Origin of the sequence: Streptomyces sp. NPDC058198, from assembly GCF_042882605.1 — a bacterium.
Taxonomy (GTDB): domain Bacteria; phylum Actinomycetota; class Actinomycetes; order Streptomycetales; family Streptomycetaceae; genus Streptomyces.
Window position 1 is genome coordinate 1 of record NZ_JBHVVP010000007.1, and the last position, 16,684, is coordinate 16,684.

Here is a 16,684-nt window from a genome sequence, read left to right on the forward strand (position 1 = left end):
GCGCGCCCCGCCGCGAGCAAGCGGCGGGGCGCGCTGCTCGCTGTCCGGCGGCCGGCCGCGCCGGCCGCCCCCTGCTGGTCGCTTGCGTGATCAGTTACGTAAGCTCGCGTCCTCCCGCGCGTCACCGAACTCCTTTACGCTCCTCCACGGTTGACATGCCCAAGACATGCGCAACGGGAGGAACAAGGAATATGGCAAAGCTCCTTCGCACCACGGTGGCGGCCGGTGCCGTCGCAGTGCTCGCTCTCGTCACCACCCCGGCCCACGCCGCCGACCCCGCTCAGCTGCCGTACTCCTCCACCACCGGGGTCGGTGTCCACAACGCGTACGTGAAGACCACCTTCCCCTACTTCGCGGACGCGCTGGACTCCGGTGCCGGGATGCTCGAACTCGACGTATGGACCAATGTGTTCGGCGCCTCCTGGCGCGTGTCGCACGACAATCCGATCGGCAACGACAACAACTGCGTGAACGCCGCCAACGCGAGCGGGCTGCGCACCGGTGCGCAGAACCGCGATCTGGCCGGCTGCCTGGCCGACATCAGAGCCTGGCACGACGCCAACCAGGGCCACCGCCCCATCGTCCTCAAGATCGAGCTGAAGGACGGATTCCAGGGAAAGTCGGGACGCGGCCCCGCCGCCCTCGACGCGCTGCTCGGCAGTAAGCTCGGCGACGCGCTCTACCGCCCGGCCGACCTGGTGGGCGGTCACAGCGACCTCGACCAGGCCGCCCAGGCCGGCGCCTGGCCCACCCGCGCGCAGCTGGCCGGCAAGTTCATCGTCGAGCTCATCCCCGGCACGGTCGAGGAGCAGAACCCGCTCGACACCCTGTGGACCGACCGTGAGTACGCCACCTATCTGCGTGACCTCAAGGTGGCAGGACGGCTGAGCGAGGCCGCGGCCTTCCCCGCCGTCCACGGCGTCGCGGCCGGCGATCCCCGCACCCGGTACGCGGACGCGTCGATCAGGCCCTGGTTCGTCTTCTTCGACGGCGACGCCTCCGGCTACGCGGCCAGTGGCTTCGACACCGCCTGGTACGACCAGCGCCACTACTTCCTGCTGATGACGGACGCGCACAACGTGGCGCCCGCCATCGACGGCACCAGCCCCACCGAGCAGCAGGCCCGCGACCGGCTGACGCTGCTGGCCCAGCGGAACGCCAGCCTGATCTCGGCGGACTGGCACGCACTGCCGACGGTGCTCTCGACCGTCGTCCCGCGCGGCACGGCCCAGTAGCGGTGCGGATCCCGGGACCGGCGCGATGCCGGTCCCGGGTCCTCAAGGAACGAGGCGTTTCTTAAGAACCGAGGCGGCCCGTAAAGACCGAGGCACCGCACGTCCGGCGCGGCCCGACACGCTCAGTCCTGTGGTCCCGCGTCCCGGCCGTGGGCCGCCAGCACCGTCCCGACCGTGTCCGCCTCCGCCGCCGGTTTGTCCTCGCGGTAACGGATCACCCGGGCGAAGCGCAGCGTCACCCCCGCCGGATAGCGGGACGACCGCTGCAGCCCGTCATAGGCGATCTCGACCACCAGTTCAGGACGTACGGTCACGGTGAAGCCGTCGTCCCGGACCGCCAGTTCCCCCAGGCGCTCGGTCTGCCACTCCAGCATCGCGTCCGTCAGCCCCTTGAAGGTCTTGCCGAGCATCACGAACGAGCCGTCCCGCCGCCGCGCGCCCAGATGCAGATTGGAGAGTCTGCCGGTGCGCCGGCCATGGCCCCACTCGGCGGCCAGCACCACGAGGTCCAGGGTGTGCACCGGTTTCACCTTCAGCCACCCCGCGCCGCGCCGGCCCGCGCTGTACGGCGCGTCGAGTCCCTTGACCACCACCCCCTCGTGTCCCCGCTCCAGGGTGTCCCGCAAGAACTCCTCGGCGGCGCGTCCGCCGTCGTCGGACCGGCCGGCGACGACGATCCGCCGTACCCGCATCGGCTCCGGCACCAGCCGGGCCAGCGCCTCGTACCGGTCCGCGCACGGCAGATCGAGCAGATCCTCGCCGTCGGCCGCGAGGATGTCGAAGAAGACGGGGGAGAGCGGCACCGCCGCGGCGGCCGAGCGCACATCGGTACGTGAGCCGACCCGGCCCGCGACCTCCTGGAACGGCCGGGGCCTGCCCTCCTCGTCCAGCGCGATGACCTCCCCGTCCAGCACGAAGCGGTCGCCGTCCAGTTCCCGCGCGACCGCGGTCACCTCGGGCAGCCGGTCCGTGATGTCGTCGAGCGTGCGGGTGAAGATCCGTACCGTGGAGCCGTCCCGGTGCACCTGCACCCGGATGCCGTCGAGCTTCTCCTCGACGGCGCAGCTCCCGAGCCGGCCGATCGCCTCCGTGACACCTCCGGCGCTCTGCGCGAGCATCGGCAGTACGGACCGGCCCACGGTCAGCTGGAACTCCTCCAGCACATACGGGCCGTCGGCGAGCAGCCGCTCGGCCACCCGCTGCAACGAGCCGGCCAGCATCACCGCCCGCCGGACGGCGCCGGCGGCAGCGCCCGAGGTCTCCGCGAGCGCCTCCACGGCGACGGCGTCCAGCGCTCCCTGGCGCACCTCGCCGGAGATCAGCCCCACCAGGAAGCGCTGCTCCTCGCCGGTGGCCGCGCCCAGCAGTTCCTGCACCAGCCGTCGGCGCTCGCCCTGTGCGCCGGGGCCCGCGACGGCCGCGAGGGCGCTGAAGGTGTCGTCGACCTTGTGCACGGTCAGCGTGGCCCGGTCCGCCGCCGGGGGCGGGTCCTTCAGGGCGTTCCAGCCGACCCCGATCCGGCCCTGGGGCAGCCGCCCGGCCAGATAGGGGATGACGACGGGCACGTCCTCGGGACCGGCCGTACGGAAGAGTCCGGCCAGCAGGGAGATCTTCCGGGACCTGGCCGACGTCTCGGCGACCTCCCGGGAGACATGGGCGAGCGGTGCCAGCAGCATGCAGCCATCGTGCTACGCCGGGCGCGGGTTCGCCCGGCAGGCGCCGGCGCGCACCATTCCGGGCGCGCACCATTTTGGGCGTGCGAAGGACAGCCGCGCGCGTGGGCTCCTTCGCGTCCGGCGCGGGAGCCCGCACACTTCTGTGAGGAGAGTGACCGGCCCCGCCCGGCCAGGGCGGACCTCCGAGAGGGACAGGCCCCGGCACCCGTCCCGCCCCGTGCACCGCGCACAGCCGGGCGGCCATACTGGACGGGCCGGGGAGGGCGTAGCGAGGCGACGGGGGCGACAGCACGCGATGGCGGAGACCAGGCTGATCCAGGGCCGCTACCGGCTGCTCGATCTGATCGGGCGCGGGGGGATGGGAGAGGTGTGGCAGGCGCGCGACGAATCGCTCGGCCGGCGCGTCGCGGTCAAGTGCCTCAAGCCGCTGGGACCTCAGCAGGACCACTCCTTCACCCGGATCATGCGCGAGCGGTTCCGCCGTGAGGCGCGGGTCGCGGCGGCTCTCCAGCACCGGGGTGTCACCGTCGTCCATGACTTCGGCGAGGACGAGGGCGTCCTCTATCTCGTGATGGAGCTGCTGGAGGGACGCAACCTCAGCCAGCTGCTGGAGGACAACAAACAGCTGCCCCTGCCCGTGCCCGATGTCGTCGACATCGCCGAGCAGGTCGCCGACGCCCTCGCGTACACGCATGAACAGGGCATCATCCACCGCGACTTGAAGCCCGCCAACATCATGCGGCTCACCGACGGCACGGTGAAGATCTGTGACTTCGGCATCGCCCGCCTCGGCCACGACATCGGCTTCACCTCGCGGCTCACCGGCACGGGCATCGCCATGGGCACCCCGCACTACATGTCGCCCGAGCAGATCGGCGGCGGCCATGTCGACCACCGCAGTGATCTGTACTCGCTGGGGTGTGTGCTGTACGAGATCGCCACCGGCGCACCGCCGTTCGACCTGGACGACGCCTGGGCGGTGCTGGTCGGCCACCGCGACACCGTGCCGGAGCCGCCCCGTACACACCGCTCCGACCTCCCCGTCTTCTTCGACCGGATCGTCCTCGATCTGCTGGGCAAGACGCCCGAGGAGCGGCCCGCCGACGCGGGGGACCTCCGGCGCAGGTTCGGCGCCGCGCGCCCGGCCATGAGCCGTCACCACTTCGTGGCCGTACCCGCTCCGGACGAGGGCCGGGCCCCGTCCCTCTCCGGGGTGCCCGGGCCGTCGGCGAGCGAGTCCCGGCTGCCGTCCTGGACCTGGGGCATGACGACAGGACACAAGGCGACCGGCGTCTCGGTCCCGCGGCCCACCCCGCCCGACCACACCGCCGGCCTGACCGGCGAGTGGACCAGCCCGGCGGACCCGCGCGCCGCCGCCCGTACCTCCGCCGGCTCCGCGCGGCCCACCCCGTCGCCTGAGCATCTCGCCGTCCTCACCAGCAGACACAACGCCGGTCTGAGCCTCGGCCGGCTGGGCCGCTGGGAGGAGGCGGGCGAGGTGCACCGGGCGGTCGCCGCGGAGCGCGAACACACCCTCGGCCCCGATCACCCGGACACCCTCGGCAGCCGGTACGAGGTCGGGTTCACCCTCAGCAGGACCGGGCGGACGGCGGACGCGCTGCGTGAGTTCACCCGCGTCGCCGAGGGGCGCGAGCGGACCCTCGGCCCCGACCACCCGGAGACGCTCGCCGCCCGCCAGGAGATGGCGTACGTCCTGGGGCAGCTCGGCCGCCACTTCGAGGCCCACCAGGCGTTCGCGGCGGTGCTCGCCTCCCGCGAGCGCACGATGGGGCCCGACCATCCGGACACCCTGCGCTGCCGCCACAACCTGGCGTACAACCTCGGCAGGCTGGGACGGCTCGACGACGCGTACCGGCTCGCGCACGAGGTCGCCGCGAGCCGCTCCCGGGTGCTCGGCGCCGGCCATCCCGACACCCTGGTCTCCCAGTACGAAGTGGCCTACGCGCTCGGCCGGCTGGGCCGCTGGCCCGAGGCGCTGGCGGGCTACCGGGAGGTGGCCGCGGCCCGCGCCCAGGCGCTCGGCCCCGACCACCCCGACACGCTCGCCGCCCGCTACGAGACCGGTATCAGCCTGGGCAGCCTCGGCCGCAGCGCGGAAGCCCTGGAGCTGTACAGGGCCCTGGCCGACGACCGCACCCGTGTCCACGGACCGCTGCATCCCGAGACCCTGCGGGCCCGGCACGGCCTCGGCGTCAATCTCGGCCGGCTCGCCCGCTGGGCGGAGGCCCTCGCCGAGGCCCGCGCTGTCTGCGCGATCCGCGAACGGGTCCTGGGCCCCGACCACCCCGACACGCTCGTCAGCCGCCGGGAGATCGCCGTCGGCCTGGGCTGGCTGGGCCGCTGGCCCGAGGCGCTGTCCGTCTACCGCCAGGTCGCGGGAGCCCGCGACCGGATCCTGGGCCCCGCCCACCCGGACGCCCTGGCCAGCCGCAACGACGAGGCGCACTGCCTGGAACGGCTGGGCAGGGGAGCGGAAGCGGCGGAGCTGTACCGCCAGGTGGCCGCGCTCCGGCAGCAACCCGGCGCGCGGGGCGGCTGACGGCAGGGCGGCGACCCGGGCGGCAGGGGTGCGACCCGTCGGCCTCCGGCCACGGCAGCCGCGCACCCTTGGCTTCGCGATCATCCTCGTGCTACCAAGGGCCATGCCCGCACATGTCTCGTACGACGTCGTCATCGTGGGCGGCGGCCACAACGGTCTGGTCGCCGCCGCTTATCTCGCCCGCGCCGGGCGCTCCGTTCTCGTGCTGGAGCGCCTGGGGAACACCGGAGGCGCGGCGGTGTCCAGCCGCCCCTTCGCGGGGGTGGACGCACGGCTCTCCCGCTACTCCTATCTGGTCTCCCTGCTGCCCGAGAAGATCGTGCGGGAGCTGGGTCTGCGCTTTGCCGTGCGCAAGCGCACCGTGTCCTCGTACACCCCGCAGGGTGGCGGCGGACTGCTGGTGGGCGAGGGGCGTACCCGCGCTTCCTTCGCCGCTCTGACCGGCGGCGAGGCGGAGTACGCGGCCTGGCAGGACTTCTACGCGATGACGGGGCGGGTCGCCGAGCGGGTCTTCCCCACGCTCACGGAGCCGCTGCCCACCCGCGAGGCCCTGCGTGAACGGATCGGCGACGAAACCGCCTGGCGGACGCTGTTCGAGGAGCCCATCGGGGTCGCGATCGAGGAGCGGTTCAGCGATGACCTCGTACGCGGCGTGGTGCTGACCGACGCCCTGATCGGCACCTTCGCCGACGCCCATGAACCGTCGCTCGTGCAGAACCGCTGCTTCCTCTACCACGTGATCGGCGGCGGCACCGGCGACTGGGACGTGCCCGTCGGCGGGATGGGCGCCCTCACCGACGCGCTGGCCGCCGCCGCCAGGTCCGCGGGCGCGGAGATCGTCACCGGGCACGAGGCGACCCGGATCGACACCGACGGACAGCGCGCCGAGATCTCGTTCCGTACGGACGACGGAGGCGGGGACACCGGCGCCGGGGACAACGGCGGCGCGAGCGGTACGGTGACGGCCCGCCAGGTCTTGGTGAACGCGTCGCCCCAGGCCCTCGCCGCACTCCTCGGTGAGGAGCCCCCCGCCGCCGCCGAGGGCGCCCAGCTCAAGATCAATATGCTGCTGAGCCGGCTGCCGCGGCTGCGTGACCGGTCCGTCGATCCCCGCGAGGCCTTCGCGGGAACCTTCCATATCGCCGAGGGCTACGGGCAGTTGGCCACCGCCTACCAGGAGGCGGCCGCGGGCCGGCTGCCGAGCGCCCCGCCGTCCGAGATCTACTGCCACTCGCTTACGGACCCGTCGATCCTCGGCCCCGAACTCGCCGCCCAGGGCTACCAGACGTTGACCCTGTTCGGACTGCACACCCCCGCGCGGCTGTTCGCCCAAGACAACGACGCCGTACGCGCGGAGCTGCTCGCCGCCACCCTCGCCCAACTGGACGATTGCCTCGCGGAACCGATCGCCGACTGTCTCGCGGTGGACGAGGACGGCCGTCCCTGCATCGAGGCGAAGACCCCGCTCGACCTCGAACGTGAACTGCGGCTGCCCGGCGGCCATATCTTCCACCGCGACCTCTCCTTTCCCTACGCCGCCGAGGGGACAGGACGCTGGGGCGTGGAGACGGCGCACGCGAACGTGCTGCTCTGCGGCGCGGGCGCGGTCCGCGGCGGCGGGGTCAGCGGAGTGCCCGGCCACAACGCCGCGATGGCGGCGCTGGGGCGGTGAGCACGGCCGCCGCGCGGACCGACGGTGATATCGAGCGGGCCGGCGGTGGCGTCAGGCGGGCCGGCGGTGGTGTCGAGCGGTCCGGCGGTGGCCTCAGCCGGTCCGGCCGTGGTCTCAGTCCGCGGACGTCACCCAGCCGGACGCCTCGATACGGTCCGCGTCCCCCTGCCGCGCCTCGTCGAAGACGGTACGGCTGCCGTCCTCGACCCGCAGCCCCTCCACGTACGCGCCCCGCCCCACATACCGCCGGTCCGTCGTGTATCGCCAGCGCAGCCGTACCTCCGCGCCGCGCCAGGCGGCGAGGTCCGCGGACAGCCGGTGCCAGACCCGGCCCGACCAGCCGGTGGCCGTGCCCGCCGGATGGGTCCGCTGCTCCTGCCCCGTACGTACGGTCGTGAAGGGCACCGGCCGCCAGCTCGACCCCGCGTCGGCCGAAGCCTCCAGGAACAGCGCGTCGCTCCCGGGCTCGGTGTCCCACCACAGGGAACAGCGCAGCCGCGCGTGCCCCGAGGCCGGCACGACCGGGGGCAGCGTGAGCGTGGCCGTCGTGCCGCTCGCCATGCCGGAGAACCAGGCGGTACGGCCCCGCTGGGGCCGGACCGCGACCGCGCGCGCCAGCCGGTCGGCGGCCGCCACCCGCGGCCCACTGCCGGAGCGCCAGCCACGTACGGGATGAACGGAGTTGCCGAGCACGATCAGGAAGGAGTCGGTCGTCGGGTCGAGGACGAGACTGGTGCCGGTGAATCCGGTGTGGCCCGCCGTGCGCGGAGTGGCCATCGCGCCCATGTACCAGTGCTGGTAGAGCTCGAAGCCCAGACCGTGGGAGTCACCGGGGAAGCCGGTGTTGAAGTCGGTGAACATCAGCTCCACGGACTCCGGGCGCAGGATCCTGGCCCCGCCGTACGCGCCGCCGTTCAGGAGCGTACGGGCGAGGATCGCGAGGTCCCAGGCACAGGAGAAGACACCGGCGTGGCCCGCGACCCCGCCGAGGCTGTACGCGTTCTCGTCATGGACCTCGCCCCAGACCGGCCCCCGGTCGAGACCGGACCACGGCGGCCGCGCGTCCTCGGTGGCGGCGATCTTCGGCTTCCAGGAGGCGGGCGGGTTGTAGCGGGTGCGGTGCATCCCGAGCGGAGCGGTGATCCCGGTCCGGAGCAGGGCGTCCAGCGGGTGCCCCGTGAGGTGCTCCAGGATCAGCTGAAGCGAGATCAGATTGAGGTCCGAGTACAGATAGACCGTGCCGGGCGGATGCGCGGGCGCCTCGTTCCACAGGAGCTGGAGCTTGCCCTCGCGGGTCGGCGCCGCGTAGAGCGGAATCCAGGAGCGGAAGCCGGACGTATGGGTCAGCAGCTGGCGCACCGTGATGTCCTGCTTGCCGCCGCCCCCGAACTCCGGGAGGTACGTGGTGACTTTCGCCTCCAGCTCCAGCGCGCCGCGCTCGATCTGCTGGACGGCGAGGACCGAGGTGAACAGCTTGGAGACGGAGGCGAGATCGAAGACCGTGTCCTCGGCCATCGCGATCTGCCGGTCGGCCGGGAACTCCACTCCGGTGTCGGACTTCTCGTCGTACGCCGCATAGCGCACGGCCGTGCCGATCGCCCGGTGCAACGCCACTGTGCCACCCCGCCCGGCGAGCAGCACGGCCCCGGCGTACCAGGGGTGCGCGGGGGACGGGCCGAGGAAGGCCATCGCGTCGATGACCAGCCGCTCCAGCTGACCGGGGATCAGCCCCGCCCGCTCGGGGGTGCCCCGCCGCAGCGTCCGCCTCCCGGAGCTGGGCCCCCGGCCCGAACGTGTCCCGGCCCCGCAACCCGGTCCGGCCGTCTCGGCGCGGGGCGGGCCCGCGGCGAAGGGAATCGGTGCCACCAGGAAGCCTCCCCCTTGAAAGTATCTTTCGGGATCTAGATCAACGGCTGAAACTTTCTTGCGGGACGCGGGTGCTGTCAACCCCTTTACTACATGCGGCCCGGCGGTCCCGGAGACGCGCGTGCCGTCTGGCGCAGCCCACCGCGCGTGCCTCCGCCGCCTCTGGCAGCGTGTGCCGCATGAGTGCGAGCACCGGCATCAGGTCGCTGACGTCCCAGTGGACCGTGGTGGTGCCCCTGCTCGCGATCGTCGCCCTGGTGCTCAGCTGGGGGCGGCAGCTGCCCGGCTTCGCGGTCGGGCTGGTCGCCCTGTGTCTCGCGGGCGCGGTGCTCGCCGCCGTGCACCACGCCGAAGTCGTCGCCCACCGGGTGGGGGAGCCGTTCGGCTCGCTCGTCCTCGCCGTCGCGGTCACGGTCATCGAGGTGGCGCTGATCGTCACCCTGATGATCGACGGCGGTAGCAAGACCGCCTCGCTCGCCCGGGACACCGTCTTCGCCGCCGTCATGATCACCTGCAACGGCATCCTGGGCCTGTGCCTGCTGGTGGGAGCGGTCCGCAGCAGGGTCGCCGTGTTCAACGCCGAGGGCACGGGCGCCGCACTGGCCACCGTCGCGACGCTGGCCACCCTCACCCTCGTCCTGCCGACCTTCACCACCAGCAAGCCAGGACCCGAGTTCTCGCCGGCCCAGCTGGCCTTCGCCGCGGTCGCCTCGCTCGCGCTGTACGGGCTGTTCGTCGCCGTACAGACCGTGCGCCACCGCAACTACTTCCTGCCCGTCACCCAGGAGGGTGAGGTACGGGAGGAGGACGCGCACGCACCGCTGCCCAGCCGGCGTGCGACGACCCTGAGCCTGGTGATGCTCCTCGTGGCGCTGGTCGCCGTCGTCGGGGACGCGAAGGCGGTGTCCCCCACCATCGAGTCGGGGGTGGAGTCGGCGGGGCTGCCGCAGGCCGTGGTCGGTGTCGTCATCGCCCTGCTGGTGCTGGCGCCCGAGACGCTCGCCGCCGTCCGCGCCGCCCGCCGCGAGCGGGTACAGACGAGCCTCAACCTGGCGCTGGGCTCCGCGATGGCCAGCATCGGGCTGACGATCCCGGCCATCGCGCTTGCCACCATCTGGCTGAACGGACCGCTGGTGCTGGGGCTGAGCGCGACCCATATGGTGATGCTCGCCCTCACCGTGGTGGTGGGCGCCCTGACCGTGGCCCCGGGCCGGGCCACGCTGTTGCAGGGCGGGGTCCATCTGGGGATCTTCGCCGCGTTCGTCTTCCTCGCCATCAGCCCGTGAATTCCGTCCGGTGTCCGTGCTCTTGACCCGCCGTACGGCTCCACGGAGGATCGCGCCATGAACGCCGAGGAGAGCGCCGAGGGCAGCATCGGGGACAGCATCGGGGAGACCGCCGCGAACCGCGCCCGGGACGACATGTTCCCGGACCTGCTCGACAGCACCGTCGACGGCGTCGTGCGCCGCAGCGCCGCACGGATCCCGGACCGCGTCGCCGTACGGTACGCGGACCGCGTCTGGACGTACGCCGAGCTGGACGCGGCCGTCTCCACCGCCGCCGCCCTGCTCAGGGCCCACGGGCTGGCCGACGGTGACCGGGTCGCGGCCTACGGACACAACTCGGACGTGTATCTGATCGCCTTCCTCGCCTGCGCGCGGGCCGGGCTCGTCCACGTACCGGTCAACCAGCACCTCACCGGCGACGATCTCGCGTACCTCGTCGCGCAGTCGGGCAGCGCCCTCGTACTCGCCGACCCCGCCCTCGCCGGACGGCTCCCCGCAGGCGTACCGGTCCGCGCCCTGCGGGACACCGACGACTCCCTGCTCACCGCGCTGGACACCCCGAAGCCGTACGAACGCGAGGGCGACCCGGGCGACCTGGTCCAGCTCCTCTACACCTCGGGCACCACCGCGCTGCCCAAGGGCGCGATGATGACGCACCGCGCCCTGGTCCATGAGTACGCCAGCGCCCTCACCGCCCTGGATCTGCGCGAGACCGACCGGCCCGTCCACTCGCTGCCGCTCTACCACTCCGCGCAGACGCATGTCTTTCTGCTGCCGTATCTCGCGGTCGGCGCGGAGAACACGATCCTGGACGCACCGGATCCGGTGACGATCTTCGATCTGGTGGGCGCGGGCCGTGCGGACAGCCTCTTCGCGCCGCCCACCGTATGGATCGCCCTGGCCGGCCACCCGGAATTCGCCGCACGCGACCTCAGCGGGCTGCGCAAGGCGTACTACGGCGCGTCGATCATGCCGGTGCCCGTACTGGAACGGCTGCGGGGCCGGCTGCCGTCGCTCGCCTTCTACAACTGCTTCGGGCAGAGCGAGATCGGTCCGCTCGCCACCGTCCTCGGCCCTGACGAGCACGAGGGCCGGATGGACTCCTGCGGCAGGCCCGTCCGCTTCGTGGAGGCACGGGTCGTCGACGAGAACGGCAAGGAGGTCCCTGACGGCACGGCCGGCGAGGTCGTCTACCGGTCTCCGCAGCTCTGCGAGGGCTACTGGGCCAAGCCGGTGGAGACGGCGGAGGCCTTCCGCGACGGCTGGTTCCACTCCGGCGACCTCGCGGTGCGGGACACCGAGGGCTTCTACACCGTGGTCGACCGGGTGAAGGACGTCATCAACTCCGGTGGCGTGCTGGTCGCTTCGCGGCAGGTCGAGGATGCCCTCTACACCCATCCGGCCGTCGCCGAGGCCGCCGTCATCGGACTGCCCGACGACCGCTGGATCGAGGCCGTCACCGCCGTCGTCGTCCCGCGCGGCGAGGTCACCGAGGCCGAACTCCTCACCCACGCACGCGAGAAGCTGTCCCACTTCAAGGCCCCGAAGCGGGTCCTGTTCGTGGCGTGGCTGCCGCGCAACGCCAGCGGGAAGATCCTCAAGCGTGAGCTGAGGGAGCGCTTCAGCGCGTCCTGAGGTCCACGCCCCGGCTTCCTTCCCTACGCCCCGTTCGCCGCGCCCTCTATGACTCTTGGTGGTGACCTCAGTGCCGGATCAGGCCGCCGACCGGGACGGGAGCGACGTGGCCGGTTGCCGGAACGGTCTGCGCCAGGGCGAGGCCGATGTCAAGCAGCGAGGATCGGCCGAGGCGAGCGATGTCGGGGACCGGAGTCCAGACCGACTCGGCGGTTTCGCCGTTCGGCTCAGGCCGGAGTTCGCCGCCGGTGATGCGGACCTGGTAGAAGATGCCCACATTCTGGAGCTCGGGCCGACCGGGCAAGCGGCGCTCTGCCGCCGGGATCACCCGTGAGTCCACGCCCAGCAGGCGTTCAACCACAGCATCCAAACCGGTCTCCTCGGCGACCTCCCGGATCACCGCGTCGAACGGATCTTCCGCGTGCTCGACCCTGCCGCCCGGAAGAGTCCACGTCTTCTCGCCGTCCGGCCGCACGGCATGAGCGAGCAGCACCCGCCCGTCCTCGATACACACGGCGTACGCCGCCAGTCGAAAATCCATCCCCGGAGGCTATCCAGGCATGGGCCGACCTGCCGCAGCGGCTGTGGCGGCTCACGCAGATGCTGCTCCGCTAAATTAGGGCTGAGATTGGACGACCTTCTTCCGCGTCCGCGAAGGTCTCCGGTGACGAGCAGCCCTGGCGTCCGCTGGTGGGTACGTACTTCAGTCGCGCGGCGCGGCCCAAACGTCTGGAGTCAGTCATGAAGCCGAATCGCTCCATTCCGGCGTCGACGGTTATCCCCGTCCTGATCTATCCCGATGTGCGCGAGGCGGTCGCCTGGCTTGGTGCAGCCTTCGGGTTCGCCGAGCGGGTGCGGATCGGCGAGGACCACCGCGCTCAGCTCAGTTTCGGCGATGGTGCCGTGATCGTCGGAGATGTACGACATGATCGCCGCCCGCCACGCCCCGGCGAGGTCACACACTCGGTGACGGTGCGTGTGGAAAACGTTGGCGCCCACTACGAGCGGTCCCGAGACCATGGCGCACGCATCATCATGGAACCGACCGACTTCGAGTACGGCGAACGGCAGTACACCGCCGAGGACCTTGCGGGCCACCAGTGGACGTTCTCGGAGACGCTCGCAGATGTTGCCCCGGAGGAATGGGGCGGAACGTCCGTCGCCACCGATTGACGCATCCTTGGCGTCGCTGCGTGGCGATGTGGGTGGCGAGCCGCGTCTCCGCAGGTAGGCGCGGTTCGCGCGGGAGCCGTACGCCTTATCGGCGCGACCTTGTCCGGCCGGGTGCGCGGTCGGCCCAGGCCGGGGCGGGGCACCCGGACGGCCTCCAGGCGCCGTCGCGCTGCCAGCGCCGGAACAGGTCGTAGGTCCGGTCCCACGAACCGTACCGTTCTGGTTCGCCACCTTATGCCGTCGACCAGTTGCCCGCCGTGACCATGTCGGCGGCCGGCCCGACTTCTTGCCCACCGGCAACAACGGCGGCTCAAGTCGTACGTGACTCGGGGAAATCATGCAGTACTGGCCGCCGGCCGCGCCGATAGTCTCTCCGGAACAGACCCGACGAACGGTGAGTAGCCAGTGATCCGAGACCTTCACAACGTCCGGTTGCAGCCTGCGGAAGGCGGCACCACGCCACTGACCGAGGAGGAAGAGCAGCGTGCGCGGGCGGTGTTGTTCAGTGATCTCGGCAACGTGATCGCCGAACGGGGCTGGGTCCGGTTCCCCGCGTACTCGCCGGAGGAGCGCCGCCGGCTGGTCGATGTCGCGCACCGTCTCAGCTCTCATTGGGGGCAGCAGGTGTACGTCGAGGCCGAGGATCAGTGCGCCCTGAAGCTCTATCTCGCCGGACACGGGCCGCAGTTGGCGAATCCGCCGCTGCCGCAGGCGTAGGGCGGGTCCACGCCGGTGGACGGCCCGGCTCGATGGCGCGCACGAAGTCGATGGCCTCGTCCGTTCATCCGGTGCGGAAAGCCGTTGCCGTGATCGTCGGCGGGCTGTGAGGATCGCGCCATGCCCACGTTCAGCGCGCACGACGGAACGGAACTGGCCTATCGCCTCCTTGGGGAGGGCGAGCCCCTGGTGTGTCTGCCGGGCAGGCCGATGGCGTCGGCGGCGTATCTCGGCGACCTGGGTGGACTCTCCGCCCACCGGCAGCTGGTGCTGCTCGATCCACGGGGGACGGGCGGCTCCGCGGTGCCGGACGACCCGTCGACGTACCGATGCGACCGCCAGGTCGACGATGTGGAGGCGCTGCGCTCCCACCTCGGCCTGGATCGCTTCGACCTCCTCGGGCACTCGGCGTCCGGGAATCTCGCCACCCTCTACGCGGCCCGGTATCCGCGGCGGCTGAGGTCCCTCATCCTGGTGACCCCGGGGATGAGGGCGGTCGGGATCGAGGTGACCGAGCAGGACCGGCGCGAGGCCGTGGACCTGCGCGTCGGCGAGCCCTGGTACGCGGCGGGCCTGGCCGCCTTCGAGGAGGTCGTACGAGGGCGGGCGACGCCCGAGGCGTGGGACAGCCTGGCGCCCCTCGGCTACGGGCGCTGGGGCGACGCGGCCAGGGCCCACGCCGCGTCCACCGACGAGCAGCGGAACGGGGAGGCGGCGGCCGCCTTCTACGGAGACGGCGCGTTCGACCCGGACGCGACGCGGGCGGCGCTCGCCGCGGTGGACACGCCGGTGCTGGTGCTCGCCGGGGAACTGGACGCCGGGCCGCGGCCTGAGCGGGCCCGTCAGCTCGCGGAGCTGTTCCCGCAGGGCTCGTTCGCCGTACAGCCCGGCGCGGCGCACTACCTGTGGCTGGACGGCGCGGGGGCCTTCGTCCGTACGGTCGCGGCCTTCCTGGATCCCGGCGTACACAGCGTGGCGGTGAACGGCGTCCGGCTCGCTCATCGCGTCTGGGGCGCCGAGGACGCGGAGCCGGTGGTGCTCGTCCACGGGCGCTGCGGCAGCGGCCAGGACTGGACCGAGATCGCCGAGCGGCTCGCGGGCAGGCGTCGGGTCATCGCCGTGGATCTCAGCGGTCACGGGTTGAGCGACTGGCCGGGCGACTACTCCCTGCCGGGGTACCGCGACGAACTGCGCGGTTTTCTGGCGGCCCTCGGTCTGGCGGGCGTGGATGTCGTCGCGCACTCCATGGGCGGGTTCGCGGCGTATCTGCTGGCGCAGGAGTCACCCGAGCTGTTCCGCAGGCTCGTCCTTGAGGAGAGCCCGCCGCTCTTTCCGCTGGATCCGCCCCGGCCGCCGGCCGAGCGGCCGGGGGGCGAGCCGGGTTACGACTGGGCTCTCGTACCCTCCATCGACGCCCAGCTCAATGAGCCGGACCCGCGGTGGCGGGAGCGCTTCGACCGCGTCACGGTGCCCGCGCTGGTCATCGCGGGCGGCGCCGACAGCCATATCGCCCAGGAGAAGTTCGCGTGGATGGCGGACCGGATCCCGGACTGCCGGCTGGTCACGATCGAGGCCGGCCATCTGGTGCACAGCATGCGGCCGGCGGAATTCCTGGCGGCGCTGGAGGAGTTCGGAATCTGATGGGGTGTGGGCCGTGCCCTTCCTCCGCGGCCTGTCCGGGACCGGCGGCGCTCGCTAGTCTGACCCCGGACGACGCAGCGGGAGGAGCAGGACGTGGCCGAGAGCACCACCACCCACCAGCCGCTTTCAGGCTGGGACAAGCCGGATCTCGATCTGAGCAACGCGGACTGGCAGTCGGGCAGCACAGGAACGGGCGACGTCCAGATCGCCTTCGTCGAAGGCTTCATCGCCATGCGGAACAGCGGCCGGCCGGAGAGCCCGTCGCTGATCTTCAGCCCGGCCGAGTGGCGGGCCTTCGTGATCAACGCGCGTGACGGGGAGTTCGACCTCACCTGACGGGCGAGGAGGCCGGCGGCAGGGGGCCGGACCCTGCCGGTGCCCCAGGTGTCCGGACCCTGCCGGTGACCTGGGTCCTGTCCGGCGGAGGGCTCGATATGGCGCGGAGGGGGCGGCGGGCTCCGGCGTGCCCCCAACGCCCGCGAGGGCGTGTCACATGCGCCCCGTTCGTACCGTCCGCACCACCCGCACCACCCGTCACGACGTGCTGAAACCGGTCCGCGCGGCCCCGCCCGCAGCCGCTTGAGAGACGGTCCACCCGGCTCCGGAGGAGCGGCGCGAACACGTACCATGGTGGGATGTCCTTCCTCCGCCGCCGCAGCGCCGCCACACCCGCCGGCCCGGACTTCGATGTCCTGGCCATGGACCCGGGTGACTGGCCCGGAAACCTGGGCGCCGGTCTGCTGCCCGCGCCCGACGGCAGCTGCCAGGGTGTCTTCCTCCGGTACGACCTGTTCGGCGGCCGTGGCCCCGCGATGATCATCGGCAATCTGCCGGAGGGCTCCCCGGCCCGTGATCTCGAGGACGGACAGATCCCGTTCGAGGTGGCGCAGCTGCTGCTGGCGCTGGAGAACGAAGAGCCTGTCGAGGTCGTCGCCGTCGAGGACATCCCGGTGATGCAGGGGGACAATCTGCTGATCGTCCACCGTCTGAAGCTTTCCGAAAGCCGCATCTCCTGCGTGCAGTTCGACCGCAGCGACAATGTCCTGGTCACCATCGCCAGCTGGGACCGGCCGATCACCGACGATCTCTACGCGCTGCTGAAGCCGCTGCCCGCGGAACTGTTCCAGCAGGGCTGACCGGCGGGGCCGGCCGGGGCTGACCGGCAGGGCCGGTCCGGCCGACTGAACCGAGGGCCGAGGGTCGAGGGCCGAGCACGGCCGCCC

At 72.1% G+C, this 16,684-nt stretch carries 13 protein-coding genes; 10 read left to right on the forward strand and 3 right to left on the reverse strand.

Annotated elements, in window-relative coordinates; all coding sequences use genetic code 11:
• Positions 1 to 191 precede the first annotated feature (191 nt).
• Positions 192 to 1,235, forward strand: a complete 1,044-nt coding sequence (locus tag ACFVWW_RS23325) for a phosphatidylinositol-specific phospholipase C domain-containing protein (protein WP_386879353.1) — start codon at positions 192 to 194, stop codon at positions 1,233 to 1,235.
• 122 nt (positions 1,236 to 1,357) lie between these two features.
• Here ACFVWW_RS23325 and ACFVWW_RS23330 read toward each other — a convergent pair whose 3' ends face one another.
• Complete coding sequence (locus ACFVWW_RS23330; RefSeq protein ID WP_386879352.1) at positions 1,358 to 2,911, reverse strand: ATP-dependent DNA ligase; 1,554 nt, start codon at positions 2,909 to 2,911, stop codon at positions 1,358 to 1,360.
• Between the two features lie 295 nt (positions 2,912 to 3,206).
• On the opposite strand from ACFVWW_RS23330, the gene ACFVWW_RS23335 reads away from it, so the two are divergent.
• A complete protein-coding gene (locus ACFVWW_RS23335; RefSeq protein ID WP_386879351.1) occupies positions 3,207 to 5,471 on the forward strand; it encodes a tetratricopeptide repeat protein in 2,265 nt (754 codons plus the stop codon).
• A gap of 103 nt (positions 5,472 to 5,574) precedes the next feature.
• On the forward strand, positions 5,575 to 7,143 hold the full coding sequence (locus ACFVWW_RS23340) for a phytoene desaturase family protein (RefSeq protein WP_386879350.1): 1,569 nt from the start codon (positions 5,575 to 5,577) through the stop codon (positions 7,141 to 7,143).
• A 114-nt stretch (positions 7,144 to 7,257) separates the two neighbouring features.
• Here ACFVWW_RS23340 and ACFVWW_RS23345 read toward each other — a convergent pair whose 3' ends face one another.
• Entirely contained in the window at positions 7,258 to 9,009 is a 1,752-nt protein-coding gene (locus ACFVWW_RS23345) for a serine hydrolase (protein WP_386879349.1), read from the reverse strand.
• Positions 9,010 to 9,188: 179 nt separating this feature from the next.
• Here ACFVWW_RS23345 and ACFVWW_RS23350 point away from each other — a divergent pair, with 179 nt between their 5' ends.
• Together ACFVWW_RS23350 and ACFVWW_RS23355 are read left to right on the forward strand one after the other, a co-directional pair.
• Positions 9,189 to 10,295, forward strand: a complete 1,107-nt coding sequence (locus ACFVWW_RS23350) for a calcium:proton antiporter (RefSeq protein WP_384190350.1) — start codon at positions 9,189 to 9,191, stop codon at positions 10,293 to 10,295.
• A 135-nt stretch (positions 10,296 to 10,430) separates the two neighbouring features.
• Entirely contained in the window at positions 10,431 to 11,930 is a 1,500-nt protein-coding gene (locus tag ACFVWW_RS23355) for a fatty acyl-CoA synthetase (protein WP_386879357.1), read from the forward strand.
• Between the two features lie 67 nt (positions 11,931 to 11,997).
• On the opposite strand, the gene ACFVWW_RS23360 is transcribed toward ACFVWW_RS23355, so the two are convergent.
• Positions 11,998 to 12,471, reverse strand: coding sequence for an NUDIX hydrolase (locus ACFVWW_RS23360; protein ID WP_386879348.1), 474 nt, complete (start codon positions 12,469 to 12,471; stop codon positions 11,998 to 12,000).
• Positions 12,472 to 12,671: 200 nt separating this feature from the next.
• On the opposite strand from ACFVWW_RS23360, the gene ACFVWW_RS23365 reads away from it, so the two are divergent.
• From ACFVWW_RS23365 to ACFVWW_RS23385, 5 genes are all read left to right on the forward strand, one after another.
• Positions 12,672 to 13,103, forward strand: coding sequence for a VOC family protein (locus tag ACFVWW_RS23365; RefSeq protein WP_384337128.1), 432 nt, complete (start codon positions 12,672 to 12,674; stop codon positions 13,101 to 13,103).
• Between the two features lie 432 nt (positions 13,104 to 13,535).
• Positions 13,536 to 13,820, forward strand: coding sequence for a hypothetical protein (locus ACFVWW_RS23370; RefSeq protein ID WP_386879347.1), 285 nt, complete (start codon positions 13,536 to 13,538; stop codon positions 13,818 to 13,820).
• Between the two features lie 120 nt (positions 13,821 to 13,940).
• Entirely contained in the window at positions 13,941 to 15,461 is a 1,521-nt protein-coding gene (locus ACFVWW_RS23375; RefSeq protein ID WP_386879346.1) for an alpha/beta fold hydrolase, read from the forward strand.
• Between the two features lie 93 nt (positions 15,462 to 15,554).
• Positions 15,555 to 15,797: a DUF397 domain-containing protein gene (locus ACFVWW_RS23380; protein ID WP_384190336.1), complete on the forward strand. Its 243-nt coding sequence runs from the start codon at positions 15,555 to 15,557 to the stop codon at positions 15,795 to 15,797.
• A 299-nt stretch (positions 15,798 to 16,096) separates the two neighbouring features.
• Positions 16,097 to 16,597 (forward strand): hypothetical protein, encoded by a 501-nt coding sequence (locus tag ACFVWW_RS23385; RefSeq protein WP_384337134.1) that lies wholly within the window; start codon positions 16,097 to 16,099, stop codon positions 16,595 to 16,597.
• Positions 16,598 to 16,684: the final 87 nt, after the last annotated feature.

What these genes read in the sequence shown, in the direction of transcription:
- ACFVWW_RS23360 (WP_386879348.1), bottom strand. Translation starts at nt 12,471, where the DNA reads ATGGATTTTCGACTGGCGGCGTACGCCGTGTGTATCGAGGACGGGCGG.
- ACFVWW_RS23335 (WP_386879351.1), top strand. Translation starts at nt 3,207, where the DNA reads ATGGCGGAGACCAGGCTGATCCAGGGCCGCTACCGGCTGCTCGATCTG.
- ACFVWW_RS23330 (WP_386879352.1), bottom strand. Translation starts at nt 2,911, where the DNA reads ATGCTGCTGGCACCGCTCGCCCATGTCTCCCGGGAGGTCGCCGAGACG.
- ACFVWW_RS23325 (WP_386879353.1), top strand. Translation starts at nt 192, where the DNA reads ATGGCAAAGCTCCTTCGCACCACGGTGGCGGCCGGTGCCGTCGCAGTG.
- ACFVWW_RS23375 (WP_386879346.1), top strand. Translation starts at nt 13,941, where the DNA reads ATGCCCACGTTCAGCGCGCACGACGGAACGGAACTGGCCTATCGCCTC.
- ACFVWW_RS23355 (WP_386879357.1), top strand. Translation starts at nt 10,431, where the DNA reads ATGTTCCCGGACCTGCTCGACAGCACCGTCGACGGCGTCGTGCGCCGC.
- ACFVWW_RS23350 (WP_384190350.1), top strand. Translation starts at nt 9,189, where the DNA reads ATGAGTGCGAGCACCGGCATCAGGTCGCTGACGTCCCAGTGGACCGTG.
- ACFVWW_RS23365 (WP_384337128.1), top strand. Translation starts at nt 12,672, where the DNA reads ATGAAGCCGAATCGCTCCATTCCGGCGTCGACGGTTATCCCCGTCCTG.
- ACFVWW_RS23385 (WP_384337134.1), top strand. Translation starts at nt 16,097, where the DNA reads ATGTCCTTCCTCCGCCGCCGCAGCGCCGCCACACCCGCCGGCCCGGAC.
- ACFVWW_RS23340 (WP_386879350.1), top strand. Translation starts at nt 5,575, where the DNA reads ATGCCCGCACATGTCTCGTACGACGTCGTCATCGTGGGCGGCGGCCAC.